Source organism: Nostoc sp. CCY0012, from assembly GCF_963920855.1.
Taxonomy (GTDB): Bacteria; Cyanobacteriota; Cyanobacteriia; order Cyanobacteriales; family Nostocaceae; genus Cyanocohniella.
This window is the reverse complement of sequence record NZ_CAWUDM010000084.1, coordinates 1-26,653: the sequence shown is the minus strand read 5'-3', so window position 1 is coordinate 26,653 and position 26,653 is coordinate 1. Positions and strand designations below refer to the sequence as shown.

At 42.0% G+C, this 26,653-nt stretch carries 30 protein-coding genes; 21 read left to right on the top strand and 9 right to left on the bottom strand.

The genetic code is table 11. The annotated features are described in order from the left end of the window. Positions 1-87 precede the first annotated feature (87 nt). From nifN to ACM0OS_RS20980, 9 genes are all read left to right on the top strand, one after another. Entirely contained in the window at positions 88-1,401 is a 1,314-nt protein-coding gene (gene nifN / locus ACM0OS_RS21020) for a nitrogenase iron-molybdenum cofactor biosynthesis protein NifN (protein WP_414545146.1), read from the top strand. 147 nt (positions 1,402-1,548) lie between these two features. Continuing rightward, positions 1,549-1,938, top strand: coding sequence for a nitrogen fixation protein NifX (gene nifX / locus ACM0OS_RS21015; protein ID WP_414545145.1), 390 nt, complete (start codon positions 1,549-1,551; stop codon positions 1,936-1,938). 20 nt (positions 1,939-1,958) lie between these two features. Further along, a complete protein-coding gene (locus ACM0OS_RS21010) occupies positions 1,959-2,435 on the top strand; it encodes a NifX-associated nitrogen fixation protein (RefSeq protein ID WP_414545144.1) in 477 nt (158 codons plus the stop codon). A 256-nt stretch (positions 2,436-2,691) separates the two neighbouring features. Beyond that, positions 2,692-2,910 carry a CCE_0567 family metalloprotein gene (locus tag ACM0OS_RS21005; RefSeq protein WP_414545143.1) on the top strand — a complete coding sequence of 73 codons (219 nt, stop codon included), beginning with the start codon at positions 2,692-2,694 and terminating at the stop codon, positions 2,908-2,910. Beyond that, positions 2,907-3,224 (top strand): nitrogenase-stabilizing/protective protein NifW, encoded by a 318-nt coding sequence (gene nifW / locus ACM0OS_RS21000; RefSeq protein ID WP_414545142.1) that lies wholly within the window; start codon positions 2,907-2,909, stop codon positions 3,222-3,224. The genes ACM0OS_RS21005 and nifW overlap by 4 nt, the downstream gene beginning before the upstream one ends. A gap of 10 nt (positions 3,225-3,234) precedes the next feature. Next, entirely contained in the window at positions 3,235-4,023 is a 789-nt protein-coding gene (locus ACM0OS_RS20995) for a HesA/MoeB/ThiF family protein (RefSeq protein WP_414545141.1), read from the top strand. Positions 4,024-4,087: 64 nt separating this feature from the next. Then, the gene (locus ACM0OS_RS20990) at positions 4,088-4,459 is read left to right on the top strand and encodes a HesB/IscA family protein (RefSeq protein WP_414545140.1); all 372 of its coding nucleotides are present in this window, start codon (positions 4,088-4,090) and stop codon (positions 4,457-4,459) included. 108 nt (positions 4,460-4,567) lie between these two features. Then, positions 4,568-4,867, top strand: coding sequence for a 2Fe-2S iron-sulfur cluster-binding protein (locus ACM0OS_RS20985; protein ID WP_414545139.1), 300 nt, complete (start codon positions 4,568-4,570; stop codon positions 4,865-4,867). Between the two features lie 385 nt (positions 4,868-5,252). After that, the gene (locus ACM0OS_RS20980; RefSeq protein ID WP_414545138.1) at positions 5,253-6,371 is read left to right on the top strand and encodes an alkene reductase; all 1,119 of its coding nucleotides are present in this window, start codon (positions 5,253-5,255) and stop codon (positions 6,369-6,371) included. Between the two features lie 223 nt (positions 6,372-6,594). On the opposite strand, the gene ACM0OS_RS20975 is transcribed toward ACM0OS_RS20980, so the two are convergent. Both ACM0OS_RS20975 and ACM0OS_RS20970 read right to left on the bottom strand, forming a co-directional pair. Continuing rightward, a complete protein-coding gene (locus ACM0OS_RS20975) occupies positions 6,595-9,708 on the bottom strand; it encodes an efflux RND transporter permease subunit (RefSeq protein ID WP_414545137.1) in 3,114 nt (1,037 codons plus the stop codon). Between the two features lie 2 nt (positions 9,709-9,710). After that, positions 9,711-11,033 (bottom strand): efflux RND transporter periplasmic adaptor subunit, encoded by a 1,323-nt coding sequence (locus ACM0OS_RS20970; protein WP_414545136.1) that lies wholly within the window; start codon positions 11,031-11,033, stop codon positions 9,711-9,713. 109 nt (positions 11,034-11,142) lie between these two features. Here ACM0OS_RS20970 and ACM0OS_RS20965 point away from each other — a divergent pair, with 109 nt between their 5' ends. The 3 genes from ACM0OS_RS20965 (at position 11,143) to ACM0OS_RS20955 (ending at position 13,568) form a co-directional block, all read left to right on the top strand. Then, positions 11,143-11,673: a PadR family transcriptional regulator gene (locus ACM0OS_RS20965; protein ID WP_414545135.1), complete on the top strand. Its 531-nt coding sequence runs from the start codon at positions 11,143-11,145 to the stop codon at positions 11,671-11,673. Between the two features lie 161 nt (positions 11,674-11,834). Next, positions 11,835-12,710: an MBL fold metallo-hydrolase gene (locus ACM0OS_RS20960; RefSeq protein ID WP_414545134.1), complete on the top strand. Its 876-nt coding sequence runs from the start codon at positions 11,835-11,837 to the stop codon at positions 12,708-12,710. A gap of 63 nt (positions 12,711-12,773) precedes the next feature. Beyond that, positions 12,774-13,568, top strand: coding sequence for a peroxiredoxin-like family protein (locus ACM0OS_RS20955; protein WP_414545133.1), 795 nt, complete (start codon positions 12,774-12,776; stop codon positions 13,566-13,568). A gap of 28 nt (positions 13,569-13,596) precedes the next feature. Here ACM0OS_RS20955 and ACM0OS_RS20950 read toward each other — a convergent pair whose 3' ends face one another. Further along, positions 13,597-14,226 carry a type I restriction endonuclease gene (locus ACM0OS_RS20950; protein ID WP_414545132.1) on the bottom strand — a complete coding sequence of 210 codons (630 nt, stop codon included), beginning with the start codon at positions 14,224-14,226 and terminating at the stop codon, positions 13,597-13,599. Positions 14,227-14,277: 51 nt separating this feature from the next. Then, on the bottom strand, positions 14,278-15,159 hold the full coding sequence (locus tag ACM0OS_RS20945) for a LysR family transcriptional regulator (RefSeq protein WP_414545131.1): 882 nt from the start codon (positions 15,157-15,159) through the stop codon (positions 14,278-14,280). 100 nt (positions 15,160-15,259) lie between these two features. On the opposite strand from ACM0OS_RS20945, the gene ilvD reads away from it, so the two are divergent. After that, complete coding sequence (ilvD, locus tag ACM0OS_RS20940; RefSeq protein ID WP_414545130.1) at positions 15,260-16,942, top strand: dihydroxy-acid dehydratase; 1,683 nt, start codon at positions 15,260-15,262, stop codon at positions 16,940-16,942. Positions 16,943-16,962: 20 nt separating this feature from the next. Here the strand turns inward: ilvD and ACM0OS_RS20935 are convergent, their stop codons facing one another. Then, positions 16,963-18,129: a transporter substrate-binding domain-containing protein gene (locus ACM0OS_RS20935; protein WP_414545129.1), complete on the bottom strand. Its 1,167-nt coding sequence runs from the start codon at positions 18,127-18,129 to the stop codon at positions 16,963-16,965. Positions 18,130-18,943: 814 nt separating this feature from the next. Between ACM0OS_RS20935 and ACM0OS_RS20930 the strand changes: the two genes are divergently transcribed. The 4 genes from ACM0OS_RS20930 (at position 18,944) to ACM0OS_RS20915 (ending at position 21,945) form a co-directional block, all read left to right on the top strand. Next, positions 18,944-19,540 carry a CBS domain-containing protein gene (locus ACM0OS_RS20930; RefSeq protein WP_414545128.1) on the top strand — a complete coding sequence of 199 codons (597 nt, stop codon included), beginning with the start codon at positions 18,944-18,946 and terminating at the stop codon, positions 19,538-19,540. Between the two features lie 271 nt (positions 19,541-19,811). Next, positions 19,812-20,279, top strand: a complete 468-nt coding sequence (locus tag ACM0OS_RS20925) for an ankyrin repeat domain-containing protein (RefSeq protein WP_414545127.1) — start codon at positions 19,812-19,814, stop codon at positions 20,277-20,279. Next, the gene (locus ACM0OS_RS20920; RefSeq protein WP_414545126.1) at positions 20,263-21,549 is read left to right on the top strand and encodes a nitroreductase family protein; all 1,287 of its coding nucleotides are present in this window, start codon (positions 20,263-20,265) and stop codon (positions 21,547-21,549) included. The genes ACM0OS_RS20925 and ACM0OS_RS20920 overlap by 17 nt, the downstream gene beginning before the upstream one ends. Positions 21,550-21,567: 18 nt before the next feature. Further along, the gene (locus ACM0OS_RS20915; RefSeq protein ID WP_414545125.1) at positions 21,568-21,945 is read left to right on the top strand and encodes a hypothetical protein; all 378 of its coding nucleotides are present in this window, start codon (positions 21,568-21,570) and stop codon (positions 21,943-21,945) included. Positions 21,946-21,955: 10 nt separating this feature from the next. Here the strand turns inward: ACM0OS_RS20915 and ACM0OS_RS20910 are convergent, their stop codons facing one another. Then, on the bottom strand, positions 21,956-22,429 hold the full coding sequence (locus ACM0OS_RS20910; RefSeq protein ID WP_414545124.1) for a hydrogenase maturation protease: 474 nt from the start codon (positions 22,427-22,429) through the stop codon (positions 21,956-21,958). A gap of 201 nt (positions 22,430-22,630) precedes the next feature. Between ACM0OS_RS20910 and ACM0OS_RS20905 the strand changes: the two genes are divergently transcribed. Further along, positions 22,631-23,617 carry a hypothetical protein gene (locus ACM0OS_RS20905; RefSeq protein WP_414545123.1) on the top strand — a complete coding sequence of 329 codons (987 nt, stop codon included), beginning with the start codon at positions 22,631-22,633 and terminating at the stop codon, positions 23,615-23,617. Positions 23,618-23,755: 138 nt separating this feature from the next. Here ACM0OS_RS20905 and ACM0OS_RS20900 read toward each other — a convergent pair whose 3' ends face one another. From ACM0OS_RS20900 to ACM0OS_RS20890, 3 genes are all read right to left on the bottom strand, one after another. Beyond that, positions 23,756-24,178 (bottom strand): hypothetical protein, encoded by a 423-nt coding sequence (locus ACM0OS_RS20900; RefSeq protein WP_414545122.1) that lies wholly within the window; start codon positions 24,176-24,178, stop codon positions 23,756-23,758. Between the two features lie 344 nt (positions 24,179-24,522). Beyond that, entirely contained in the window at positions 24,523-24,837 is a 315-nt protein-coding gene (locus ACM0OS_RS20895) for a helix-turn-helix domain-containing protein (RefSeq protein ID WP_414545121.1), read from the bottom strand. A 4-nt stretch (positions 24,838-24,841) separates the two neighbouring features. Further along, entirely contained in the window at positions 24,842-25,183 is a 342-nt protein-coding gene (locus ACM0OS_RS20890; protein WP_414545120.1) for a type II toxin-antitoxin system RelE/ParE family toxin, read from the bottom strand. 206 nt (positions 25,184-25,389) lie between these two features. Here ACM0OS_RS20890 and ACM0OS_RS20885 point away from each other — a divergent pair, with 206 nt between their 5' ends. From ACM0OS_RS20885 to ACM0OS_RS20875, 3 genes are all read left to right on the top strand, one after another. Continuing rightward, complete coding sequence (locus ACM0OS_RS20885; protein WP_414545119.1) at positions 25,390-25,620, top strand: addiction module protein; 231 nt, start codon at positions 25,390-25,392, stop codon at positions 25,618-25,620. Beyond that, positions 25,617-25,907 (top strand): type II toxin-antitoxin system RelE/ParE family toxin, encoded by a 291-nt coding sequence (locus ACM0OS_RS20880; RefSeq protein ID WP_414545118.1) that lies wholly within the window; start codon positions 25,617-25,619, stop codon positions 25,905-25,907. Before ACM0OS_RS20885 ends, ACM0OS_RS20880 begins: the two co-directional genes overlap by 4 nt. Before the next feature lie 298 nt (positions 25,908-26,205). Then, positions 26,206-26,571 (top strand): hypothetical protein, encoded by a 366-nt coding sequence (locus tag ACM0OS_RS20875; protein WP_414545117.1) that lies wholly within the window; start codon positions 26,206-26,208, stop codon positions 26,569-26,571. Positions 26,572-26,653: the final 82 nt, after the last annotated feature.

Below are 26,653 nucleotides of genomic sequence, written 5' to 3'. Positions count from 1 at the left end.
GGGACAAGGGGAAGAATTGAGGCTAATATCAAAATCTTCTGTTTTCATCTCCCCATCTCCCTACTCCCTACTTATACAGGTATTAATATGGCGATCGTTAATCTTCCTACTAAGTCACTTACTGTTAATCCTCTCAAGCAAAGTCAGGCGTTGGGTGCATCCCTAGCTTTTCTGGGATTGAAGGGGATGATTCCTTTGTTCCACGGTTCTCAAGGTTGTACTGCCTTCGCCAAAGTTGTGCTTGTACGGCATTTTCGGGAAGCTATTCCCCTAGCCACTACAGCCATGACTGAAGTCACTACTATCTTGGGTGGTGAGGATAATGTGGAACAGTCTATTCTCACTTTAGTTGAGAAGGTTAATCCCGAAATTATTGGTCTTTGTAGTACGGGATTAACGGAAACTAGGGGAGATGATATTGAGCGTTTTCTTAAGGATATCCGCGATCGCCACCCGGAATTGAATCACCTACCGATTGTTTTTGCTCCTACTCCCGATTTTAAGGGGGCGCTGCAAGATGGTTTTGCGGCGGCTGTGGAAAGTATTGTCAAGGAAATCCCTAAGGCTGGTGGTGTCAAAACTGAGCAAGTAACTATTTTGGCTGGTTCTGCTTTTACACCAGGCGATATCCAAGAAATTAAAGATATGGTGACGGCTTTTGGCTTAGTACCTATCTTTGTTCCTGATTTGGGGGCCTCTTTGGATGGTCATCTAGAGGATGGCTATAGCGCAATTACAGCTGGTGGCACTACTTTAAAACAGCTACGAGAGGTCGGTAGTTCAGCCTTCACCATTGCTTTGGGTGAAAGTATGCGGGGGGCCGCCAAAATCCTGGAGGAACGGTTTAATATCCCCTACGAGGTGTTTAGTGAACTAACTGGTTTGGAACCAGTGGATGAGTTTTTGCAAGCATTGGCGATTCTCAGCAGCAATAGTGTGCCGGAAAAATACCGTCGTCAACGCCGCCAGTTGCAAGATGCCATGTTAGATACTCATTTTTACTTTGGTGCAAAGCGAGTCTCTTTGGCGTTGGAACCGGACTTTTTGTGGTCGATGGTTAACTTTCTGCATTCGATGGGCGCACAAATTCACGCTGCGGTAACAACCACGCGATCGCCTTTGTTGGAAAAACTCCCAGTAAAAAGCGTTACTATCGGTGACTTAGAAGACTTAGAACAACTTGCAGACGGATCTGACCTACTAATTGGTAACTCTAATGTCAATGCGATCGCCAAACGTCTAGACATACCTCTTTATCGCATGGGCATACCCATTTATGACCGTTTGGGTAATGGACATTTCACTAAAGTAGGCTATCGCGGCACGATGGAAGTTTTGTTTGGCATCGGCAACTTATTCTTAGAAGCCGAAGAAGAGAGAGTTAAAGATTTATGGGAGTAGGGAAAAAGAGGCAGGGGGGCAGGGAGCAGGGTGCAGGGTGCAGGGGGGAAAGAGTTTGCACTAGTATCAACCTCTTCTTCCTTATCCTCCTGATCCCCCCACTCTCCACTCCCCACTCCCCACTCCCCCAACATTCAGGAGAACACAATGAAAATTGCCTTTACGACAAGTGACCGGATTCATATTAATGCTCACTTCGGATGGGCAAGGGAAATTGATGTTTATGAAATCTCCGATGAGGGATATCAATTTCTAGAGACTTTGAAGTTTGAAGGTGACCTTAAAGAAGATGGAAATGAGGATAAAATCACTCCTAAACTTGAGGCGCTAAATGATTGCACCATTGTTTATGTGACGGCAATTGGTGGTAGTGCAGCAGCGCGATTGATCAAGAAAGGTGTAACCCCAGTCAAAGCTAAGTCAGAAGAAGAGGAAATTAGTGAAGTCCTCAATAAGTTAGTGAAAACTCTTAAAGGTAATCCTCCACCTTGGTTGCGGAAGGCTTTAAGACAAACAACCCCAAACTTTGCTGATTAAGTTGAAATTTAACTAGTGGTATGAGTGTAAATAATAGTGTTAACGGAACTCCCAATACAGAAGTATTGGACTCTCCTTTTCTCAAGATATTGATCCAACAAATTCGGGGTCAAGATACGTACGGAGTTTACCGTAATTGGTCGAATGAATTAATTCTCAAACCTTTTGTGGTTACTAAACAAAAGAAACGAGAAATCTCTCTTGAGGGTGAAGTTGACCTCATCACTCAAGCACGGATTATGGCATTTTTCCGAGCTGTAGCCGCAGGTATTGAACAGGAAACTGGTTTGATATCTCAGGTTGTGATTGATTTGAGTCATGAAGGTTTTGGCTGGGCATTAGTCTTTTCTGGTCGTCTGTTACTAGCGATGAAAACCTTACGTGATGCTCATCGTTTTGGTTTTGATTCGCTAGAAAAATTGGCAGAAGAAGGTGAAAACTTTGTGCAAAAGGGAATTGATTTAGCTAAAAGGTTTCCTGAGGTTGGAAAGCTTTAAATCTGGCGATTAGAATCGCGGCTATACAGTCTAAACCCTCGGCTCGAAAGAGCTTCACCAAACGTCTTAAGCGGGTTGCTTTTACTTGTCCGCGTAGGCGGTGAAGGAGTTGCAGTCTACAGCCCTTCGGGCATCCTTCGGCGGGCGGTTCCCGTCGATTGCAAACTCCTGAACCCGGAGGGACTTAGTTTGTGTAGCCACGACTTCAGTCGCTTGGTACTCAAAAATCGCAAGTTTTTTAAATTAGGAGTAATGGATGGTGCAGGCGGAAGAAACAAATATTGAGGAACTGAAAACCAAAATCAAAAAGCTCAATAGTAAGGCAGGTCAAATGAAGATGGATCTGCATGATTTAGCAGAGGGTCTGCCGACAGATTACAAAACACTTATGGATGTTGCCGCTGCAACTTATGAAATTTATCGTCAGCTAGATGAACTTAAGCAACATCTGAAAAAATTGGAGAATACTAAATGACTGGCACTATTGATGACTTCAAGAAACTCGTAGATGCAGAAGAATTTTTGCAGTTTTTTAATCTGCCCTACGACCAACAATTTGTGAATGTAAATCGTCTGCATATTTTGAAAAAATTTGCTCAATTTATCAGTCAAATTGATGACGCTGCTCCTGATTTAAATCCAGAAGAAAGACTTGAGCAATATTCTTTGGCTTTGCAAAAAGCTTATGACTTATTTCTAGAATCAACACCCCATGAACAAAAGCTGTTCAAAGTGTTTAACGATAAGCCGAAGAATGTAGTCACTCTGACAGAAATCACTTCTGATTAGGAGGTAAAAAGTGATCAACCTAACGCCTACCGAATTAGAACGCTATAGTCGCCAAATGATGCTCCCAAATTTTGGCGAACTAGCTCAAAAACGCCTGAAGTCAGCGACGGTTCTGGTTACGGGTGTGGGGGGATTAGGCGGTACGGCGGCGCTTTACTTAGCAGTAGCGGGCGTTGGGCGGCTAATCTTAGTCCGGGGTGGTGATTTGCGCTTGGATGATATGAATCGTCAGATTTTGATGACTGATGATTGGGTAGGTAAACCCAGGGTATTCAAAGCTAAAGAAACTCTGGAAGCTATCAATCCTGATATCCAAGTGGAAGTAGTCCATGATTACATCACCTCGGACAATGTGGACTCGTTAGTACAATCGGCTGATATGGCTTTAGACTGCGCCCATAATTTTACGGAACGCAACTTGTTAAATGCAGCTTGTGTGCGTTGGCGTAAACCAATGGTGGAAGCAGCAATGGACGGGATGGAGGCTTATTTAACCACGATTATTCCTGGTGTGACTCCTTGTTTATCTTGTCTATTTCCAGAGAAGCCGGAATGGGATCGACGTGCTTTTTCCGTGCTGGGTGCTGTATCTGGAACATTGGCTTGTCTGACGGCTTTGGAAGCAATCAAGTTGATTACTGGTTTTAGTCAACCTTTATTATCACAATTGTTGACCATTGACCTGAATCGCATGGAATTTGCCAAGCGCCGTTCGCAACGCGATCGCTCTTGTCCAGTATGCGGTAATACTGCCCCCTGGAGATATGGACAGTCCCAATCTGTAGTCACAAGTCATTAAATAACTCACACAAATTCCTTCACTTGTAATCAGAACACATAATCGCTACAAATCAGGAGACTTGATGAGCGTTACTTTGACAGAAAAAGCAGAATTTCGTCTGCGAGCCTTTTTACGAGGTTCAAGCCCCGAGAATGATGACGCTAAAAAGGGCATCCGTGTCTCTGTGAAAGATGGTGGTTGCAGTGGCTATGAGTATGGAATTGATATCACCAGCAATCCCCAAGCAGATGATTTGGTAATCCAGCAAGGTAAAGTGCTGGTTTATGTAGATGCCAAAAGTGCGCCTTTACTAGAAGGGGTGGTAATCGATTTTGTTGAAGGGGTGATGGACAGTGGCTTTAAGTTCACTAACCCCAACGCCAGCGATACCTGCGGTTGTGGTAAATCCTTCACAGCAGGTGATTGTACCCCTACCGGCATACCTTGTAGCTAAGAACTACTTGCAGACGAACTCCGCGCTACTTATCGAAGTTGAATGAGGGAGATTTGTAAACTTCGAGAACACAATCTCAGTCTTATAATCCTTGAGGAGAATCGGAAAATGGCTACCTATCAAGTTAGATTAATCAGCAAAAAAGAAAACATCGATACCACCATTGAAGTGGATGAAGAAACCACAATTTTGGAAGGAGCAGAAGAAAATGGTATTGAGTTACCTTTCTCTTGTCATTCCGGTTCTTGCTCTAGTTGTGTCGGTAAAGTAGTTGAAGGTGAAGTTGATCAATCTGATCAAATCTTTTTAGATGACGAGCAAATGTCTAAAGGATTTGCCCTACTTTGTGTTACTTATCCTCGTTCTAATTGCACAATTAAGACTCATCAAGAACCATATCTTGTGTAAAGTTTTGCTTTGATCGCTACACTAGCAATATTTGAAATTTAGAAGCATGAAGGATATTCTTTATCCTTCATTTTTGCTTATGTAGGAATCCTAAATGATTTTTCTTTGCGCCTTGGCGTGAGATTATCCTCTTGACAAATCTCAAACAGCAGCGAATGAAACATCTCTGGGGAGGAGTGGGGATAGTTGGGGAATCAGGAAAATAATTTTAATTTGTAGCTAAATGCCTCAAATCTTTGCTGGATAAGAAATAAGCGCATTTTTTTTGGCATTTCTTGTATTTGCTTCCCTATCCCCCCACCTTGATTAAGCTCATAAAATTGCGTTGCTCCCGCAAAGGCTTAAGTTATGTAAAAGTAATAGTGCAAACTTAGAATTATGAACTATGACGACTCAAGGGGTATCTCCAGGCTTACTCAATCCATTTCAACTGGGAGATTTAACACTAAAAAATCGGGTAATTATGGCTCCCATGACACGCTCAAGAGCAGGTGTGACACGTATGCCCAATGCCCTGATGGCAGAGTATTACGTTCAGCGTGCCGCGGCAGGATTAATTATCACAGAAGCAACTGTCATTTCTCATCAGGCTAATGGTTGGGAAAATACGCCAGGTATTTATTCACCAGAACAACGCGAAGCTTGGAAAGAGATTGTATCTGCTGTTCACGCTCAAGGAACGCCGATTTTTTTACAATTATGGCACTGTGGGCGGGCTTCACACAGTAGTTTTCAAGAAAATGGTCAACTACCAGTAGCACCATCTGCAATTAAGATAAATGGGGATTCCATTCACACCCCTAATGGCAAACAATCCTATGAAACCCCACGGGCGCTGGAAACGGATGAAATAACGTTAATCGTGGAGGATTATCGTCAAGCAGCTCAAAGAGCAAAAGCAGCAGGGTTTGATGGCGTTGAAATTCACGCCGCAAATGGTTATTTAATTGATGAATTTCTACAATCCAAAACGAATCAGCGAACTGACAAGTGGGGAGGAAATGTGCAAAATCGCTATCGTTTCCTCAAAGAAATTGTTGAGGCGATTTTGACCGTATGGCCATCAAATCGGATTGGAGTCCGCTTATCTCCTAATGGTGCTTTCAATGATATGGGTTCTCCTGATTACCGAGAAACTTTTCTCTATATAGCGGAACAACTAAATACTTATGGGTTAGCTTATCTTCATCTACTTGATGGGCTAGCCTTTGGCTTTCACGAATTAGGGACACCCATGACATTAGCAGAGTTCCGAGATGTGTTTACAGGGACACTCATGGGCAACTGTGGCTATAGCCAAGAACAAGCAGAAGTGGCCATTAAAAGTGAAATCGCCGATTTGATAGCCTTTGGTCGTCCGTTTATTAGCAATCCTGACTTGGTGGAACGTTTTACCAATAACTGGCCACTGAATCCACCAGCCGAAATGAAAGACTGGTATTCCTTTGTACCATCTGGATATATCGATTTTCCCACTTATCAGGAATCTTCACTAACTTCCTAAGAGTTTGTTGGAGAATCCGGTATTGTAGTCAGCGAAGGAACAGAAACTAAAATAATTCCCGTAGTGGACTGACACAGCTAAAATAGTGTATTAAATGTAGGTTGGGAACCCACTCACGTGGGCGGGTTTCCCCAATTGAGTGAAGTGGCGTTTGACGTAGGAAACCCAATATCATTGGCAGCGTTGGGTTGCGCTGTGCTTAACCCAACCTACAGTTTATTGATCATTCCGTATTTAGATAACGTCGGGAGTTTTGAGGCGATCGCAACAATAAATAGGCACAGGGAATAAAGTAAAGGGCAAGAATGGTTGCACCACCTACACCGCCTGCAATCACTACTGCCAAAGGGGGCCAAAATCCACCACCGGCAAGAATGAGGGGAATAAAGCCTGCCATTGTGGTGAATGTGGTTGTGAGGACATGGCGGGTAGTGTGGATGACGGTTTCCACCATCGCTGGGCGATCGCCTGTCTGGGCTAGAGCATCACTTTTTAGGGCAGTGAGAACGGTAATGGCATCATTCACAGCGACCCCAATCAGTCCTACTGTACCGATGATGGGGTTGAAGCCAAAGGGATAGCCGAACAGCCACACCGATAATCCGCCCCCACCGATGGCAAGAATGGCCACGATACCAATCAAACCTGCAAGGGCGAAGGAGTTCATCGAAAGTACAAGAGTTACTACCAGGGCAATCCCTAGGACGATACCATAGCCGAGTAGTCCGCCAGTGGCACTGCTACGTTCTTCTTCTTCACCACCAAATTCCAGGCTGTAGCCTGGGGGTAGGGAGAAAGAGTTTTGTAACCGTTGGCGAAAATCAGCGAGAGCGTTGGCAGGTAACGTTCCGGCGGTGAGATACCCCTGGACGGTGCTGACTCTGCGACCGTTTTGGCGAGTGATGGCGGCATTTTTGGGGATCACATTGAGTTTGCCGATGGTTTCTAACGGGATGTAGCCGTTGCGATTGCTTGATAGAAGATTCAGCGATTGTAATTGACTCAAGTCAGCGCGTTCGCTATTACTGAGGCGCACTCGTACAGGCACTTCTTCGGTATCTTCTAAAATCGTGCCACCAGTTACCCCTTCGGTGATAATTTGCAATTGCTGGGAAATTTCTCGACGGCTCAAACCCAGCGATCGCGCTTCTGGTTCGTCAATATCGAGGGCGAGTTGGGGCAGCACATCGTTGAGGCGACTACGAACATGAGTAATGGTAGGAACTTCTGCCAAAATTGCCCGGACTTGTACACTCAATTGTTGCAGGCGATCAACATCAGAGCCGTAAATTCGTAACTCAATCGGTGCTTCAAAAGGTGGCCCCTGCTCAAACAGACGCACCAAAGCACGGGCATTAGGGAAGGCGGTGTTAAATTCCGTTTGCAGTTGGTGAATGAAGCCATCGCCAGCAATGCCATTCATCTGCACAATGGCCCCGGCAAAACTACTCTCGTTCTCACGATTAGTGAGTTGGTTGTAATAGACTTTAGGCGCACTTTTGCCCAAAAACCAATACACTTGTTGAACTTGAGGATGGCGGCGTAAGGTGGCTTCTACCTCTTGTGTGAGGTCTTGAATTTGCCCTAGAGAACTGGCAGGAGGTAATTCTAACTCCACTGTGAATTGTTCACGATCAGCACTGGGAAAGAATTGTAAACTTAAGGTTGTCATCAGACTAAACCCCAGTACAGGCAAAATCAGCGTCAAGGCGATCGCTCGTTTGGGATACCTTAAAGACCACTGCAAAGAACGGCGATACCAAGCGCTTAGTCCAGGATGAGAAAATCCTACTTGCCACCATCCTTCTTTGCCAATTACACCTTTAGAGGTGAACGAGCGGCGATGATTCCACTGATAAATTTTAGCGGTAATCGCTGGGGAAATCGTCAATGCCACCAACAGCGAAGCCAACACTGCCACAATCACATTTAAACCAATCGTCCCGACAAATTCACCAGTTGCACCGGGGAGTAGGGCAATAGGCGCAAACGAGAATACAGTGGTTAATGTCCCGCCCAGCAAAGGAGCGCGGAGATACTGCACGGTTTCTGTGATGGCAGTTTCTAAAGACATTCCCGCTTTCAGGCGAATATTCATCTCATCCACGAGAATAATCGCATTATCCACCAGAATGCCCAGGGCCACAATTAGCCCCGTCACCGACATCTGATGTAAGGGAATGCCCAACAACCCCATGACAATGAGGGCGATGGCCACCGAAAGCGGCAGCGCCATCTGTACGGCCAATGCCTGTTGCCAGCCCATCATAATAATGCAAATGATAAAGAGCAGCAAAGCACCAGACAATAAATTCCCCATCAGATTATTTAATCGCGCCGTCACATAACGACTCTGATCAAAGACAATCTCTAACTGTATTCCCTTTGGTAAATCAGCCCGAAAGCTATCAATTACCTTCTGTGCTGCCACTGCCCAACGATCCAGACGGTATTGAGACTGCACATAAACACCAACGGCGATGGCGGCTTTACCTGAAGTGAATGCCAATTCTGTGGGCGGTGTGGCAATTCCTTTTTCAATAGTGGCGATGTCTGCCAAAAGACGAAATTCCCCGTTAGATTCACAGTTAGAACAGCCCACGGGTATTTGCTGCAACCGGTTCAGGGTATCTAATTCTCCTTGCACTTCATAGAGCAGGGTATTGTCACCACGAAACTGTCCGGCGGAGGTTTTAGCATCACTTTGTTGAATTTGCCCTGCTAATTCTGAGGTGGTAATTCCCAAACTAGCAAGGGTTTGTGTATTCACATTCACCGTGATTTCTTCTTGGGGGGCGCCAAAAATTTCCACTTCATCAGTGCCAGAGAGCGATCGCAAGGCATTTTTTAACATCTCTGCCCGTCGCCGCAAAATGGCGTAGTTTGGTGCATCAGACTGTTCCCAAGTCAAGGCGGTAAGGAGGGCATAGGCACGCACTTCTCCTTCATCTAATTTGGGTTCGCTGGCTTCACTGGGTAATTCCCCTTGCACTTCGCGTAATTTATCCCGTACCCGTGACCAAACTAAGGGTACACGGCTCCTACTCACACTATCGAGTAAATCTACAGCAATGGTGGAAACCCCGGCGCGTGAAGTAGATTCATAGGTTTTCACTTCCGGAATTTCGGCAATCTTGGCTTCAATGGGATCAGTCACCAGGGATTCGGTGCGCTCGGCGGTTCCTCCTGGCAAAAAAGTAGTAACTAAGGCAAAACGAGAAGTGAGTTCTGGATCTTCCAGTCGCGGTAGTGATTCATAGGTGACGGTTCCCCAAGCCACAATCAAAAAAATCACCAACAATAGCAAGCGCAAGTTGCGAAAGAATAGCCGTGCCATATCTACTCCTTATTCACGATTTGCCCAGAAACCAAGCGGTGAGTACCACTGTTGACAACTTCTTCCCCGGCGACAATTGTGCCGCGTACCAAGACGCGATCGCCTTCGGTATACAATACTTCCACATCCCGCTGTTCAATGCGGTGAGTTTCTCCCTCTGGTGCAATGGCAAAGCAAGACCACAGTCCTCGTTCTCCCTTAATTAAGGCGGATGTTGGTAACCAAAATCCCTGGGTAGATACCATTTGTTCTACTTGTAGACGCGCGATTTCGCCTGATGCGGGCATAATTTGACCTGTACTAACCAATTGCAAAACCACTGTCCGAGTGCGGGTTTGGGGGTTGATCTCTGGTTTATGGGCCAGCACTGTGGCAGCATAAACACGATCGCTCACCTGTACTTGTTGACGGCTTCCCACCTTGAGGGTTGGCACGACTTGGGGCGGCACACCAATTTCTACTTCAGGGGTGAGATTTTCCACTAAGCGCACGATGGCCTGTCCTGGTTGTACTACACTGCCTTCATCCAAATTCCGTTCTCCGACTACACCACGAAAGGGAGCGCGCATAGTGCTTTTCTCGATATTGATTTCCACATCGTGGATACTGGCTGCGATTTGCGCCACCGTAGCGGTTTGGGCAGCGATTTGTTCTTGGCGTGTACCGTTCTGCAATGCTTCTAAATCACTCTGAGTAGCAGCGAGGCGATCAGCGAGGGCATCCCGATTAAATGCCACTTCATCCAACTGTTCACGGGAAATTGCTCCTACTTCATACAGGGAACGACGGCGATCGCGGCGAATATTTTCCAGGCGCAACCGATTTTCTAAATCTGCCACTTGAGAACGGGCAGCGGCAATGGTTTCTGGGCGTGGCCCATTCTGCAATTCTCGTAATTCTGCGATAGCACGCGATCGCCCGGCTGTTAATTGCGCCAATTGTGCTTTAAGATTTTGCGTATCTAATCGGGCAATTACTGCGCCTTTTTCGACGGTTTGCCCACGATTGAAGATGATTTCAATGACTTTACCTCCCCGCTCAAAACCCAAATCACTGCGGCGAGTGGCCACTACTTCGCCCGTATAAAAGCGCGTCACCTGGTATGACTGTACTGGCTCCAGTTTGATGACTTGCACTGCCAATGGGGGAGAAACTACCACTTCCTGTCCCGTGGACAACCGTTGATACACCCCCAAGGTGATGGCCGCCACCATCCCACTCGCAATCAGCAAATTTCTCACTCTTATTTTTTTGAGATGCTTTGGAGGCAAGGCGGCCCCATCTTCCATTTCTTGAACTTGGGCTTCCATACGTTGGCCACTCATTTTTGTGCTAGGTTGGCAAGAAGCGTTGTCATACTCAACTAATTGTTATAAAACTAGTTGTATAAAATAAAGAGTATATGCAACTAGTTGTCTATGTCAAGAAAAAATTATGAGCCTAGCCCATGCGATCGCCAGCATTTTGCTCCAGTCACCGCGGACGGGGTACGAACTGAGCAAAGAATTTAATGAAAAAGTCAGTTGCTACTGGCAAGCCACCTCCCAGCAGATTTATCGAGAATTGGCACGAATGCAAGATAAACACTGGGTAGAAGTGGAAGTATTGCCACAATCGGCTCGTCCCGACAAAAAAATCTATTCCCTCACTGATACAGGCAAGCAAGAACTGATTTCTTGGATTGCTGAACCTTCTGAACCAACCGCAATCCGTGAAGAATTACTAGTGAAAGTACGCAGTGGGTTTATCGTTCCTGAAGATATCCTCATCCGTGAAATTGAACGCCGCAAGCAACTCCATCAGCAAAAACTGGATTATTATCACTCCGTTGAACCAGAATTTGGCGATCTTGATCATCTGTCTCGTCCTCAACGACACCTCTATCTCACCCTGCGAGCTGGTATTCGCTACGAAACTATGTGGATTGAATGGTGCGATGAAGCGATCGCCTCGTTGTTAATGTGATCTGCCAACAAATACCTCAAGGGGACGCCGAATAAACAGGTTTTTCCGCACTCCTTATTCCCCACTCCCCACCAGCTATGAAAAATCAAAGCTGATTACAATAGTGTAGAGAGATGAAAAATTATTGCCTGTTCATCAAGTAGCTGACAAACAGAGGTAATATGGCTCATTTAGATATTCGTCGCCGGGAAAATGTCAACGGCGATTTTTATGTAGATACTACTTGTATTGATTGTGATACGTGTCGTTGGATGGCATCTCAAGTATTTTCTCGTATTAATCAACAGTCGGCAGTATATCACCAGCCACAAAACGAAGTAGAAAGATTAGCCGCACTCCAAGCCCTTTTAGCTTGTCCGACTAATTCTATCGGCACAGTTGAGAAGCCATCTGATATCAAAGTTGCTCAACAAAGTTTTCCAATTTTAGTCGATGAAAATATCTATCACTGTGGTTATCATTCAGAAAAATCTTACGGTGCTGCTAGTTATTTAATTCAACTTGCCGAAGGTAACATTTTAGTGGATTCTCCCCAATTTTTATCACCTTTAGTCAAGCGTATTGAAGAAATGGGTGGAATTTCTTATATGTACTTAACTCACAGAGATGATGTAGCAGATCATCAAAAATTTGCTGAACATTTCCAGTGTCAGCGCATTCTCCACACTGACGAAATTACTGCGGATACTCGGAATGTAGAAATCCAATTAACTGGCAAAGAACCATTTGCTCTAACTCCCAATTTACTAATTATCCCCGTTCCTGGTCATACTAAAGGACATACAGTTTTACTGTACAAAAATAAATTTTTATTCACGGGCGACCATCTTGCTTGGTCAGAAAATCGACATCAGTTGGTAGCATTTCACGATGTCTGTTGGTATTCTTGGGCAGAACAAATAAAATCAATGTATCAGTTAGCTAATTACTCGTTTGAGTGGGTACTACCTGGTCATGGACGGAGGTTTCATGCTGATGTTGACACTATGCGTCAGCAGATTAACAAATGTATTGAGTTCATGGAATCATTGAATTAAGTGAGAGGTTCAAGAAGCAATAAAGCCCTAAAATCATAATTGAAGACTGTTGCTCTTACCTAAATGAATACTCAAACACGCTCCAATTCTCCAGATATTTACGCGATTTTGCATCAAACTCAATGCTTACGAGTTAGCGATGGAGAAATTAAACCCGTTTTAGATGGTTGCTCGAATACTTCAAAGTTACTCGTACTTATTTGGTCACAGTTGGGAGATTTTGATAATTTAGAATACGCTTGGTGGTTGCGAAGAGAAAAAGAAAACATTGAAGCTAGAGGAATTACAATTCGTGCTATTGGAATTGGAAACCGCAATTCTGGGATCAAGTTTTGTGAATATACAGGATTTCCTCAAGAATGGTTGTTTGTGGATGCAATAGCTGAAATTCATGCTTCCTTAGAACTTTATCGTGGTTTAAATGTACAATTCCCTATACTATCAACATCACAAAAAGCTTGGCTAAATTTAATGCTCATGTGTGCTGGAATTGGTAGTCCTGGAACTTTGAAGGAAGTTTTTCGGGGTTATAAAGGTGATAAAAAAGCTCCTCAGTTAATTGCTGACGAGGAAGTTATCAGAGGTACACCTTTACCACCAATGAAAGGTTCATTTTTCCAAGCTGCTGGAGGAACAGGCTTTCAGCGTCCTTTTGAACTAGCAACTCTGCGCCTGCGAAACATGACCGAAGTTTTGAGCAACTGGAATACTTATGTACCAGATTCATCTTATTTGACACAACGGGGAGGAACTTTTCTATTTGATTCTCAAGGTAAATTAATTTATGAACATCACGATCGCGGTATTCTTGGTTTTGCTGAAAATATGAGCAATCCCTTATCTTTTTTGGATAAATAATTCAATAAAGGCTTTCAGAAACTGATGATTACGTCATAAGTGTACCTAAATGCTTCAAGATTTTTAAAACTCCAGATAAATTGTTTAGATGTTGCGATCGCGTGGCAAATATATCAGAAATACCATACTGTTTCCCCAAAGTTTTAACAAGTAAAAAGCTACTACCATTGGTGATCATGCCGTACAGAGGTTGTTCTGGGTTGGGATGAACCGCCATGTAAGCTAATGTTTGGGGAATTGCTAATTCTAAATCAAAGATTGTCTTTTTTGACTCAATTAGAACAATCCATAATCTAGCTTGCAAAATTAAAACATCAATTCTTCCTCGTAAAATTTCTTCATTATCTCCTTGTGCTGCAATTTCAACTGATACCTCGGTTTTAAATCTATAAGGTGCTTGATAAAAACCTGCAAGTTCCAGTAATGGTGATAACACAACCATTTGGACAGTTTTTTCTAAAAGACTTCCATAGGAGATTTGATATAAATAGTTTTGTCGAACTTGTTCTAATCTTGTTTGCTCTGCTTCACTTAAGGCTGGTAACTCAACCATCCATTCGGTAAAAAATCGGCTATCACTACTTAGTGTTAACCCTAGTTTTTCCTCGACTTGGCGAAGAGTGGTGATTTTTTCTGCAATGGCTATGCTTGTAGTCATATTGAATTTCCTGGAAGTGATACCTGCCAGTAGGATAGCCTGTACACAAGATTAAATGAACTTTTGAGTAAATTGTACAAAATTTTCAACAATAGGCGTTAAATTGCCTTGCTGCCAGATTACAGCAGTTTCTATTACAGGTACTTCTTCTAGGATGGGAAGATAAACTACACCAGACCTTTGCAGATTTTGTAGAGAAGATGGTGTAATCGCCACGCCTATTCCAGCCGATACTAATCCAATAATTGTTTGCATTTGAATCGCTTCTTGAGTAATGTTAGGTGGGAAATTTCCCTGCTGAAAAAGACTCATGATGCGATCATAAAGTCCTGGTGCTAAATAACGGGGAAACATGATTAAAGGTTCACTTAAGAGCGATCGCACACAGATATGTTCTTGTTGAGCTAATGGATGAGTTGACGGCAAAGCCACAACTAAGGTTTGTCTGTGAATACACTGATAAGATAGTGTGTCATCTTCCAAAGGTGGATGAGCAAAACCCACATGAATCCGGGAATCTCTCAGTGCTTGCTCCTGTTGACTTGTAGTTAACTCTCTTAAGACTAGTTCTACTTCCAGAAACTGCTGGCGAAATTCTCGCAAAATCAAAGGTAATAAGTCATAAATTACCAAACTAGTAAATCCTATTCTCAATTGACCTGTTTCACCTCTGCCAATTTTTTGAGTCAGCGCCACTGCTGTTTCTAGTTGCATCAGTAGTTGATAAGCCTCTTGTAAAAAAACCTTACCAGCTGCTGTTAGCTGTACTTGGCGCTTAGTTTGGCGATGAAAAAGTTTTACTCCTAGTTCTGCTTCTAGCTGCTGAATTTGTTGGCTGAGAGGCGGTTGTGCTATGTGCAATCGTTCTGCGGCTTTAGTGAAATGTAGTTCCTCAGCTACAGCAATAAAGTAGCGCAGGTGTCGTAGTTCCATATTTTTGATACTTTATAAGTCTCAATTTTAAATAAATATATATTGGACATCTTAAAAAAGTCTACATATGATACTCGTACAGTGAATGAGTGAAAAAACAATGTCAGAAAATTTCAGAAGTAAAGTTGTCACACAAGGAGTACAGCGATCGCCTAACCGAGCTATGCTGCGGGCAGTGGGTTTTCAGGATCAAGACTTTAATAAAGCAATTGTGGGTGTGGCTAATGCTTACAGCACCATCACTCCCTGTAACATGGGGATTAATCAACTAGCACTCATAGCTGAAGCGGGAATTAAACAAGCCGGGGCGATGCCGCAAATGTTCGGCACCATTACGATTAGTGATGGGATTTCTATGGGAACCGAAGGGATGAAATATTCCCTAGTGTCACGAGAAGTAATTGCTGACTCCATTGAAACCGTCTGTAATGGTCAAAGTATGGATGGTGTAATTGCCATCGGTGGCTGTGATAAAAATATGCCAGGGGCCATGATTGCTATGGCCCGGATGAATATTCCGGCTATCTTTGTTTACGGTGGCACAATTAAACCCGGACACTACAACGGTAAAGATTTAACAGTTATCAGTTCTTTTGAAGCTGTAGGCCAATATAGCGCTGGCAAAATTGACCAAGACGAACTATTAGCAGTCGAACGTCAAGCTTGTCCTGGTGCTGGTTCTTGCGGTGGAATGTACACAGCCAATACTATGTCCTCGGCCTTTGAAGCGATGGGCATGAGTTTACCTTATTCATCGACAATGGCGGCGGAAGATGACGAAAAAGCCCATAGCACTGAAGAATCCGCCAAGGTATTGGTAGAAGCAATTCGTCATCAACTATTACCCCGACAAATTATCAACCGCAAATCTATAGAAAATGCGATTTCTGTAATTATGGCTGTGGGTGGTTCCACTAACGCCGTGTTACATTTTCTGGCGATCGCTCATGCAGCTGGTGTAGAACTTAATTTAGATGACTTTGAAACTATCCGCGATCGTGTCCCTGTTTTATGTGATTTAAAACCCAGTGGTAGATATGTCACCACAGATTTACACAAAGCTGGTGGTATTCCCCAAGTGATGAAAATGCTATTGGTGCATGGATTACTTCACGGTGAATGTATCACCATCACAGGTCAAACCATCGCCGAAATTTTAGCAGATATCCCCGATGAACCACCAAGCAATCAAGATGTGATTCGGACTTGGGATCAACCGATGTATGCCCAAGGTCACTTAGCTATTCTCAAGGGAAATCTCGCTACAGAGGGAGCAGTGGCTAAAATTACCGGGGTCAAAAATCCTAGCATTACTGGCCCCGCACGGGTTTTTGATTCCGAGGAAGAATGCTTAGATGCCATCCTTACAGGTAAGATTCAAGCCGATGATGTTCTCGTTATCCGTTATGAAGGCCCTAAGGGTGGCCCTGGGATGCGGGAAATGCTAGCACCTACCTCAGCCATTATTGGTGCAGGTTTAGGTGATACTGTTGGGTTAATTACTGATGGACGTTTTTCCGGTGGTACTTACGGGATGGTAGTGGGACACGTTGCCCCTGAAGCTGCTGTTGGTGGTGCGATCGCTCTGGTGGAAGAAGGCGATCGCATTACCATCGATGCTCATTCTCGCTTGTTACAAATAAACATTGACGATGGAGAATTAGCCAATCGCCGCGCCCAATGGCAACCCCGTCCACCCCGTTATCCAAAAGGCATCTTAGCAAAATATGCTAAGTTAGTTTCCTCTAGCAGTGTTGGTGCTGTCACCGACTTAGAGGACTAGCTTTACCAACACCGAGAGGCTCAAATCTCCGAGTTTGTAGAACTAAGCCAGCGACTAGTAATTGCTTGTAAAGAACCATTTTCAGACATCCGCAGCAATTCAATATTGAGGTCTTTTTTTAAAGAACTATCAATAGGTAAGACAAAACCATAAAGTTCAGTTCCTAAAGAAAAGTTGGCTAATTTGAAGTTTAGTTCGGGATTTTGAGCCAGGTAATATTCCATTGCCGGACGATCAAACACCACTGCATCTACTTGTTCAGTAGACAATAGTTCTACGGCATCTGTTAAATTTGCTACTCCTTGCACCCGACGGGTATAGTTTTGCACAACCTCAGCACTAGATGAGCCACTGACAGTTGCTAACCTGGCATCTTCTAGGTTTAAGGGACTGGTAAATTGTTCAGTAGAACCACCAGATAAGGCAATAGTTATAGCCGAAGCCAGCCCGGCTGTGAGTGAAGAAACTGTCACTAAAGCCAAAACCATCCAAGTCCCAGCAATAAAACGACCGAGACGGGTAACAGGGGCGCGATCTCCATAGCCTACGGTAGTCAATGTTACCAGGGCAAACCACATCCCGTTACCCACTCCCTGAGCATAGTTTTTCGGGAATTGTTCGCTGTTTTGATTACGTTCCGCTAACCAAACTAAGTTTCCCACCACAAATATCAGGATAACTAATATCCCAACGGACATGATAACCGCTGTCTCAAAAAAAGGTTGTACCCGACTCCAAAGACTAGGATCGTCAGCTACTGTTAAAACGGCAATATCTGTAGAAAAATAAGGTTGAGTAAAGTCAACTGTTTGTAAGCGTTGTGCGGTAATTGTGATAGGGCCAATCAATAAATCTAATTCTCCCTGCTCCACAACTTCTAGGGCATTGGCTACGCTAGATTGAGGTATAATTTCATACTCTAAATTTTGAGAGCGTGCTACTTCTGACCACACTTCCACACTAATACCGGAAGTTTCCGTATCTTTGCTAACCACAAATGGAGCAGAACCAGCTACCCCCACTCGCAAAGGCGCTGCTGAAGCTAAAGAAGGAACAGAAATAACTAAGGCTACGGCTACCCCAGTCAAGCAATTATGGTTGGCTGCAAAACCTTGACGGATGTGAAACATAGATGCAGTCATCATATTATGCAGTTGCTGTGACTTGAGAAATTGCCGAAAAACCATTAGTTATTTACTCCTTACGTATTTAGGCGATCGTTGCAAAAGGTTATATGCTGCTTAAGCAATTTATGGGTGAGATAATACCTCTATTAATTATCACTATCAAACTATTGACAAATTTGCCAAGCTTAAGTACGACGGCGTAAATAATTAAAGGTTTGTAGTGAGGACTTTAGTCCTCAAATAAGGGCTAAAGCCCTTACTACAAAATGAATTTTAATTATTTTACATTGCTTAACATAGTTTAATTTTTTCTCGCCGACTTACTTACTTGATCCTGGCAATAATCGGAAAATATAGTTTTCATGAGCATATTTTAAAAATAAAATTGTCAATATCACTGCTTTTTTAGAGGGATTTTAGTTTTTTTTAACTATGTCTCTGGGTATCTTTATAAATGATTCATAATTTAAACTTATCAAAGTGATAATATATAAGTAAGCTAAATTGTTGCTAGTGAACCTAAACTTCAGCAAAAGCGATTACAGGGTAATCTCAGACATTCCTCCCTTAATTCTGGTTCAGTTTCTCATGGGCAGAAATTAAAATAGCTTCAAGTAAAAATCAAGGGAAATTGTGTAAATCTTCTGCCAGAATTAACCAGATTGATTCAAGAATAATTGCCGTGCTGTTTTCCAAGGGTGTCTAATTTCCTTAAGCGCTTTTTCCAGCGGCGAATCTAATTCCTCACAATTCAACTTGAATTTGAGTCAGGCGCATTATGCGTTCCGCGCAGACTAAGCAAATGCAGTTTGGGAATAATTGCAGCAGTTTAGAACTAATTGCCCTACTTGCAAAAATTTAAGGAGCAAGAGTTATGAGAGCTAAACAAATTATGACTCAAGATGTAGCTACTATTCGTGGTGCCGCCACTGTAGCAGAAGCAGTCAAGCTATTAAGGCTCAAAGAATTGCGGGCGTTAATTGTAGAACCTCGTAACAGTGGTGATGCTTACGGTATTGTTACCGAAATGGATATTGTTAGTAAAGTCGTTGCTTATGGAAAAGACCCCCAACAGGTGCGTGTCTATGAGATTATGAGTAAACCTTGTATTGTGGTCAATCCTGACCTTGATGTGGAATATGTAGCGCGATTATTTGCTGATACGGGTGTATGGCGGGCGCCGGTGATTCAAGGTGAACTGCTTGGCATTATTTCTGTAACTGATATTCTCACCAAGAGTGACTTTGTACAAAAACCAAAGTTAACATTCTTGCGAAAAGAACTCTTAAAAGCAATCTCCAACGCTCGTTCAATTTCTGCTAACTATGGTGTGGATTCTAAAAGAGCCGTTGAAGCTTGGGATTTAGTAGATGAACTCGAAGCCGAAGCAGGTTTTTATGGCGCACCAACACCTGAAAAATCAGCCAGAGAGATATTCTCTGAGCAGAGAGAAACTGTAGCTATTAGCTAATGGAACGACTAAATTAAGTAGAACAGGGTAAATAATTAAAGGTTTGTAGTGAGAACTTTAGTTCTCAAATCAGGACTAAAGTCCTGACTACAAACTGATTTTAGGTAAATTTACATTATTTTACATAGTTTGGTTTTTTCAAGTCGTTCTACTTAATTGTGAGTTATTCGTAACTTTCAGCATAGTATTTTCATGACTTTTTGTTGAGGAATGGTGGGGAATACCTGCCATTCCCTTTGCTAAGTAAATTTACGATGTTCAAGGAATAGTTATGAATCAAGTCAAAAAGCAAAGATTGAGTGAAATAACTTGTCAATGGCTAGTTGCTAAAGGCTACAATCCAGTAGATTTAAATCAGCCAGGAGAAAATGGTGATACAGCTTTGATGAAAGCGACAAGAGAAGGTGTATATGCTGTTGTTAAAGATTTAATTGATATTGGTGTAAATATCAACATTAGGAATAACGACGGCAATAATGCTTTATGGTTTGCTTGTTTTGGCAACCATTACGAATTAATTAATTTACTCCTGGCTGCCAAAATTAACATTAACAACCAAAATGATAACGGTGCGACGGTTTTAATGTATGCAGCCTCAGCAGGAAAGACAGGAGTAGCAAAGTTACTTTTGCAACATAAACCTAATTTGGAATTGCAAAATTTAGACGATTATAAAGCAATAGATTTTGCGAGTAATGTAGAAGTTTTAAGGTTACTCAAAGATGCTAGAAAGAGATAAATCAGGGAAGGCTTATCATCATGAAACTAAGCATTCCTACTTGTCTGTACAAATTGATCCAAATTATGTAGATGCATCAACTCAACCAGTTGCATTTAAAGTTTATCCCAAGTTTTATCGGCGGGTGCAATTAAATCTCAATAATCCTGTGCATTCGTTTATTTGGCTAACTAGCGCTGTTACTTTTGAGAAAGTATATAAAGGGATGCCTGATAAATTACGGGTAAATCCCTCAGCAGGTGCGCTATATCCCACAGAGGTTTATGTACAGATTCGAGGAATGTCGGGAATAGTAGATGGTATATATCATCTAGAAGTTGAGAATAATTGTCTAACGCTGATTTATGAATTAATTGATGATGGCTTAGAGAGTTATATTATACCGGGCAAAAGTATTAAGGGATGCATTTTTTTAATTAGTTGTGTTTATTATAGGTCTAGTTGGAAATATCAAGACAGAAGCCTGAGATATTGCTTTTTAGATAGCGGACACCATTTAGGTGCTGTTGCTGCATCCGCTTATCTTCATAGCAAAGATATACAATTAGTTTTTGATTTTGATAAACTTGCCCTCAATCAAGTTTTAGGGTTTGAGAATAAAGAGTTTATCACTGCTGCTGTAATCTCAGGTGAAGTGCAAGGAAGGGAAGTTAGACGCTTAAGGCTGAAGGTTCCTTTTGTCTGTGGTACAGATTATTTTGAAGCTAATCAATTCATTGAAGATGGCTATCAAGTAACAGCTGTGCAAAGGAATAAAATACAGCCGCTAGCACAGCCACAGTTTAACTTTGACAAGGATAAATTTCATCAAACTGTGTGGAACCGACGTTCAATTAGACGTTTCCGGAAACAGTGGATTTCTCAAGAAGATTATTTATATATCTTGCAACAACTTGAGCAGCCAATACCGACAGAAAACTTTGAGAACATTGAAATTTTCTCTGTTGTGCATCGGGTAGAGGCGATGTCACCTGGATTATATAAAGGTACGCATCTGCTTAAGTATGGGAATTTCTCAGAAAAGACAGGTTACTTATGCGTGAATCAGGCTATAGCAAGAGATTGTGCTGTAACTTTCTTTTTTGTATCTGACTATATAAATTATCAAACCGCCATGCAATTAGCTGGCTTTTTAGGGCAAAAAATTTATTTAGTTAGCAATTATCTGAACATTGATTGTAGTGGAATTGGTGCTTACTACGATGATGAAACTCAAGAATTTTTAGAAACTACTAAAGATGTTCTCTATGGAATGGCAATTGGAAAATAAATAGGATCAGACACAGAGATGGCTAATAATCAGTTTTACTTTGATAATGAAGATTCCCATCCGATGCAGCCGACATCGGCGGATATTATCTTGCGACAACAGCTAGAATATTCTATTAGTAAATACTTTTACGAAGGCTGCGATCGCACGATTCAAAATCTTCTCTCTAATTGTCGCTGGTATGTCACAACCCGTGCTAATGCCATGACATTGGTGATTGAATGTCCTGATCAAGTTACCAACTGGCGAGTTTTGCAACAAATTGTGCCAATGGGGACATTGCTGTACTCAATTATCAGCAGTGCTAAAATCCGGGTTTGTCCTCCTGATAGTCAAGGTATACCTTTTGAAATGAGGGTAGATGAACTTTCTGTTTATCGTGATTGGGCGGGATGAGGAGATAATATTAAACTGCTAAATGTTGGCTGATGAGTTTGCTTAGTTCTGCAAAAACCAAATCGGCAGACTGTTTGACTATGGGAGTTAATTCTAGTCCTAAATCCAAATTTGCAGCTTCAATTAAGTACACTGTTACGTCTTGAGGAAAGTCATTTTGAAAGATTTTCCGTCCGGCTGCTAAAGCATTATCCCAGCGAAAATCATGCAAGTTATAACTAGGTTCTGGTAAAGCTTCGAGTTCTTCTCCTGGGACTTTAAATACAGCACCAGGTTCAGAACCTGTGGAACTTGCATCAATAATTACTAATTGTTTGCTACCTCTAGCTTGAAACATTACCTCCATCCCGGCTGTACCACAGTCATACACTCGGACATCAGGATGAGGATTTTTAGCTAGATGTTGTTGTAGGCGTTGGGCAATAATCACGCCTACTGCGTCGTCACTGCGATTAAGATTTCCGCAACCGATGATAGTTAGCATGGGATGATATGGCAACTGAAAATTAAATAAATTCTTTCAATTTCAGCAATTTGGAGACTATTCATCACTTTTTGTGATTTTTGTCTAAAATGATGGTGATTATTAGCTGATTTTAACGTTTTTGAGCTACTAGCTTAAGTTATTCTTAATCTTGCACTATTAAACTTCTTAGCAGTTTGTCATCAAAACAACTCAAAAAATATGAAATTCAAACAACTGCTGACAGTCTTGATTCCCTTATGTTTATTTGGTGTTTCTGCAACTGTCGTCTCCCCCACAAACGCACAAGTAAGAGTAAATGTTCTAGGTTCAAGTCCCAAACGTTTTGATTTTGCTCTCTTTGGCGACGTGCCTTATGATGCTCGACAAGAGATAGAGTACCAAAAACTAATTCAGGATATTAATAAATCTTCGGTGCGTTTTGTAATTCATGATGGAGACTTTAAGAGTGGTTCCAGCCTGTGTTCAGATGAGCTTTTTTCCCAGACGTTCCAATCCTTCCAACAATTTAGGCATCCTTTGATTTATGTATTTGGTGATAATGAGTGGACAGATTGTCATCGCCCGGCAGCTGGTGCATATGATCCCATTGAGCGATTGGACAAATTACGCTTAATGTTTACCCAAGGAGATAGAAGTCTCGGACGAAGAACAATTGAGCTAACCCGCCAGAGTGAAACTGCTGAGTACAGTAAGTTCCGTGAAAACGTTTACTGGACTGAAGGTAATGTTCTGTTTGCTGGCATCCATGTTGTTGGTAGTAACAATAATCTGGGGCGAAATGCACAAAATGATTTGGAGTATGCTGAACGGAATGCAGCTAACCTTGCCTGGTTAAAGGAAGCATTTACCCTTGCTAAAGCCAACCAAAACCTCGGTATGGTGATTGTTATCCATGCCAATCCAAATAACTTTAATGTACCTGCTAATTCAACCAACAATGGGTTCAAGGATTTTATTGATACTTTGAAAGTTGAATTAGAAGAGTATAGTAAACCAGTCATGTTAGTTCATGGAGATAGTCATTATTTCCGCATTGATAAACCTTTAAATAACTCATCGGGAACAGTTATCACCAATTTCACTCGTGTTGAAACATTTGGTTCTCCCAATGTTCATTGGTTACGAGTCACGGTTGATCCACGTAATCCAAATTTATTTGAGGTGAATCAAGAAATTTTACCGTAACATTATCAACGAGGTGTTAGATGTGATAACTACAAGCCTCATGACTCTAGTATTAGTTTATCAACACCGAAAACGAATATAGAGGCTTTGGCTAATGAGACAGACAAAGCCTCTAAAAGATAATTTATGAACAAAAAACTAGAAAGTTACACCATATTTACTAGCAATTTCCGTGAATTTTTCACATTGCTGTTGTGATGCGAGAGCTATGATCATTTCCGCTTGTTCTGGAGTATTGCCATCTTTAGGGATTAAATACTTGACATAAAGCGCTATAAAATCGGCGACAACTGCCAAACCAGATAAGCCATGTTGATCAGCTTCTTTCCCGGCGATCGCAGCTACTAAACCTGCTTTAATTGGGTCTGGTTTAACTTTCATAAACTGGTCAACAAGTTTAGGAATATATTCCGCTGGTGGCAAGTTATTTAACTTATTTTGGTCTGGAGTAAAGTTACATTCTGCTGCTTTTGCCTGCTCTAAAACGCACCATTCTATAAACTCTTGTAGTGCTGCTTCAGGAAGACGGGGAAGATATTTATGTAGCGCTATATCAGACACAAGCTTACCGTGTAAATTTCTGTTTTGATGAAGTGCATCAAAGCTAGACTAACGCATTATTTCTATTAGTTTTAGTGTGTTACGCTACGACTGGGAAAGAAATAGTTAGCTAATAAATTGACAAAATAGCGCGGGAAAAATGAAATATTTAAATTTACATGTATCCCCCGAATGAAGTACGGGGCTTTACACATCAATCCTTGTAAATATCACACTCTCCTACGTGATGACAGGGGTTGTGGCTTGCAAAATTCTGTAATTTTTTCGACAAATTGCAAAGTATTTTCCGCAAAGCGATCGCCTCTGGTACTGGGCTGATTTTTTAGACTATGAAGAAGGATTTCTCACCTTGTTTGGGCGATTACTTGTCCTATTTCTTGAGGTGTTGCGCCTGTTGCTAACATTGCACGTATTAAGAGTTCAATAGAAACCGAAGCATCACCATTTTCAGCTTTGGCAATACGGGGTTGACTAGACTGAATTTTTTCTGCCAATTCTACTTGTGTCATTAACTTTTGTCGTCTTTCTTTGAGATTGCGGCTGAGGGCTAATTTAATTTCAATTAAGGTGGTTTCTTGTGGTGTGAGTTCTAGAAATTCTGAAACTGTGCCAACTTTCCAACCCTTTGCTTCTAAACGTTCTCTTTTAGCTTGATCCATAACATTATTCCTCTATATCTAATTCATAATTTTTCAGTCTTTTTTTGCAGTTTTTAATTACACTAAGTGGTGTAGCTTTGGTTGTTTTGTGAAAGACTTCTAGAATCAAAATTGCATCGTCATCTATTCGATAAATAATTCGCCAGTTTTTATCTGCGTCCCTAACTCGGAGTTCATGACAGTGTAATCCGATACTTGGCATCGGTCTTGAATGAGGCATACCCAAATTTTCACCTTGCTGCAAACATCTGAGCAATACACCTACCTCTACGCGTGCTTCTAGACTGAATGGCGGAGTTTTAACCTCACCATGCAACCAAACTAAAGGTTTATCGTTTTCATCCATGCCGTTATTTATATCATATCTGATATATTTATAGTTCTCACAGCTATAGATAGAGCTATACTTACGCTGATTATTGGGTGCGATCGCTTTTCATTCATGCTTGATTACACCGTGCGATCGCAATTGCCGTAAACATAAAAAGTCTGCTAAGTTTCATTTGCCGTCATGTTAGACTTTAAGCAAACCTCAGCTTCTTGCCACAAGCTATGCGGTCAATCGAGCAGCTAACAGAAGAAATTTTATCCTTGCCTAGTGCATCGAGGGTGCTTTTGGCAGAAAAAATCATTGAAAGTTTGGAATTGGATATAGATCCCGCCATTCAAGGGGCTTGGACTAGTGAAGCCAAGAGGCGGCGAGATGAGATTAGAAGTAATTCAATACAACCCATATCAGGGGATGAGGCTTTAGCTCAAGTCAGGCGAATAATTGAGCAATGAAGTATGTGTTTCATCCTGAAGCCCTGAATGAATATACAGAAGCTGTTCAATATTATGCACAACAACGTGCTGAGATAGCACAAGCATTTATTAATGCTGTTGAGAATGCAGTTTATCAGATCAGAGAGTCACCTAATCGTTGGAACTTAGTTGATGAAGACGTTCGGCGATGTTTGACACGGAAGTTTCCGTATGGAATCCTTTATACAATTGAACAAGACTATATTCTGATTTTGGCAGTCATGCACTGTAGTCGAGAGCCAGGATATTGGAAAAATCGTCAATAATTAGTTGGTTTAGATATTTACTGGCAAATGCGATCGCCTGTGGTGGTTTTTTAAGCGATCGCTTTTCATTCATGCTTGATTACACGCTGCGATCGCAATTGCAGCAAAGATAAAAATTCTGCTAACTCAACCAATCCTTCTGCTTCCCGTCGTTCTGCTTGGATCAGCACTGGGTTTAGTACGTAAGCTAGACCTTTAAATCTACATAATATCGTGTTAGTTTATGTGCTGGTTAGGGAACTATATTTATCAGGAGTATTTGTAACTGTTAAACTACATTTCAAGGAGTAATTTAAATATGACTACTACCATAGCATCTACCAGAAAGGCGTACCAATTTCTTCAAATTCGTGTTCAACTGCTTGGGCGAGGTATGACTAATGAAATCATGAATCTTTATGTGAATGGGAAGAGACTCAAGCCTAAAGTAGAGACTATGCACGAATTTATGAACTATTTGGGTTTTCAAGGTTTTCGCATAGTGACGGCAGAATTAGAAACAGAAGGCGTATACACTCACTTTTACACAATGCAAAGGGAAGTTGTAACTCAGCGGCCTCCAGGTGGAGATATCTTTGATGAACTTACTCAAGCAAAAGAGGGTGCGGATTTCGGAGATTCTCTTAAAAACTTTTTTGAAGGTGGGCTTGACCGATTTGCATAAACTCATAATAAACAACTAAATACAAAAAACAATACTGTAGCCAAATTACGAGGGTTCAATGGCTGTAGAAGCATTGTGAATA

Excerpts from the sequence above, each read along its gene's own strand:
- ACM0OS_RS21005 (WP_414545143.1), top strand. The coding sequence starts at position 2,692 with ATGGTGCAGGCGGAAGAAACAAATATTGAGGAACTGAAAACCAAAATC.
- ACM0OS_RS20955 (WP_414545133.1), top strand. The coding sequence starts at position 12,774 with ATGAATACTCAAACACGCTCCAATTCTCCAGATATTTACGCGATTTTG.
- ilvD (WP_414545130.1), top strand. The coding sequence starts at position 15,260 with ATGTCAGAAAATTTCAGAAGTAAAGTTGTCACACAAGGAGTACAGCGA.
- ACM0OS_RS20925 (WP_414545127.1), top strand. The coding sequence starts at position 19,812 with ATGAATCAAGTCAAAAAGCAAAGATTGAGTGAAATAACTTGTCAATGG.
- ACM0OS_RS20935 (WP_414545129.1), bottom strand. The coding sequence starts at position 18,129 with ATGGTTTTTCGGCAATTTCTCAAGTCACAGCAACTGCATAATATGATG.
- ACM0OS_RS20985 (WP_414545139.1), top strand. The coding sequence starts at position 4,568 with ATGGCTACCTATCAAGTTAGATTAATCAGCAAAAAAGAAAACATCGAT.
- ACM0OS_RS20960 (WP_414545134.1), top strand. The coding sequence starts at position 11,835 with ATGGCTCATTTAGATATTCGTCGCCGGGAAAATGTCAACGGCGATTTT.
- ACM0OS_RS20895 (WP_414545121.1), bottom strand. The coding sequence starts at position 24,837 with ATGGATCAAGCTAAAAGAGAACGTTTAGAAGCAAAGGGTTGGAAAGTT.
- ACM0OS_RS20920 (WP_414545126.1), top strand. The coding sequence starts at position 20,263 with ATGCTAGAAAGAGATAAATCAGGGAAGGCTTATCATCATGAAACTAAG.
- ACM0OS_RS20910 (WP_414545124.1), bottom strand. The coding sequence starts at position 22,429 with ATGCTAACTATCATCGGTTGCGGAAATCTTAATCGCAGTGACGACGCA.
- ACM0OS_RS20875 (WP_414545117.1), top strand. The coding sequence starts at position 26,206 with ATGACTACTACCATAGCATCTACCAGAAAGGCGTACCAATTTCTTCAA.
- ACM0OS_RS20890 (WP_414545120.1), bottom strand. The coding sequence starts at position 25,183 with ATGGATGAAAACGATAAACCTTTAGTTTGGTTGCATGGTGAGGTTAAA.
- ACM0OS_RS20975 (WP_414545137.1), bottom strand. The coding sequence starts at position 9,708 with ATGGCACGGCTATTCTTTCGCAACTTGCGCTTGCTATTGTTGGTGATT.
- ACM0OS_RS20915 (WP_414545125.1), top strand. The coding sequence starts at position 21,568 with ATGGCTAATAATCAGTTTTACTTTGATAATGAAGATTCCCATCCGATG.
- ACM0OS_RS20970 (WP_414545136.1), bottom strand. The coding sequence starts at position 11,033 with ATGAGTGGCCAACGTATGGAAGCCCAAGTTCAAGAAATGGAAGATGGG.
- nifN (WP_414545146.1), top strand. The coding sequence starts at position 88 with ATGGCGATCGTTAATCTTCCTACTAAGTCACTTACTGTTAATCCTCTC.
- ACM0OS_RS20945 (WP_414545131.1), bottom strand. The coding sequence starts at position 15,159 with ATGGAACTACGACACCTGCGCTACTTTATTGCTGTAGCTGAGGAACTA.
- ACM0OS_RS20905 (WP_414545123.1), top strand. The coding sequence starts at position 22,631 with ATGAAATTCAAACAACTGCTGACAGTCTTGATTCCCTTATGTTTATTT.
- ACM0OS_RS20885 (WP_414545119.1), top strand. The coding sequence starts at position 25,390 with ATGCGGTCAATCGAGCAGCTAACAGAAGAAATTTTATCCTTGCCTAGT.
- ACM0OS_RS20980 (WP_414545138.1), top strand. The coding sequence starts at position 5,253 with ATGACGACTCAAGGGGTATCTCCAGGCTTACTCAATCCATTTCAACTG.
- ACM0OS_RS20930 (WP_414545128.1), top strand. The coding sequence starts at position 18,944 with ATGAGAGCTAAACAAATTATGACTCAAGATGTAGCTACTATTCGTGGT.
- ACM0OS_RS21010 (WP_414545144.1), top strand. The coding sequence starts at position 1,959 with ATGAGTGTAAATAATAGTGTTAACGGAACTCCCAATACAGAAGTATTG.
- ACM0OS_RS20965 (WP_414545135.1), top strand. The coding sequence starts at position 11,143 with ATGAGCCTAGCCCATGCGATCGCCAGCATTTTGCTCCAGTCACCGCGG.
- ACM0OS_RS20880 (WP_414545118.1), top strand. The coding sequence starts at position 25,617 with ATGAAGTATGTGTTTCATCCTGAAGCCCTGAATGAATATACAGAAGCT.
- nifW (WP_414545142.1), top strand. The coding sequence starts at position 2,907 with ATGACTGGCACTATTGATGACTTCAAGAAACTCGTAGATGCAGAAGAA.
- nifX (WP_414545145.1), top strand. The coding sequence starts at position 1,549 with ATGAAAATTGCCTTTACGACAAGTGACCGGATTCATATTAATGCTCAC.
- ACM0OS_RS20950 (WP_414545132.1), bottom strand. The coding sequence starts at position 14,226 with ATGACTACAAGCATAGCCATTGCAGAAAAAATCACCACTCTTCGCCAA.
- ACM0OS_RS20990 (WP_414545140.1), top strand. The coding sequence starts at position 4,088 with ATGAGCGTTACTTTGACAGAAAAAGCAGAATTTCGTCTGCGAGCCTTT.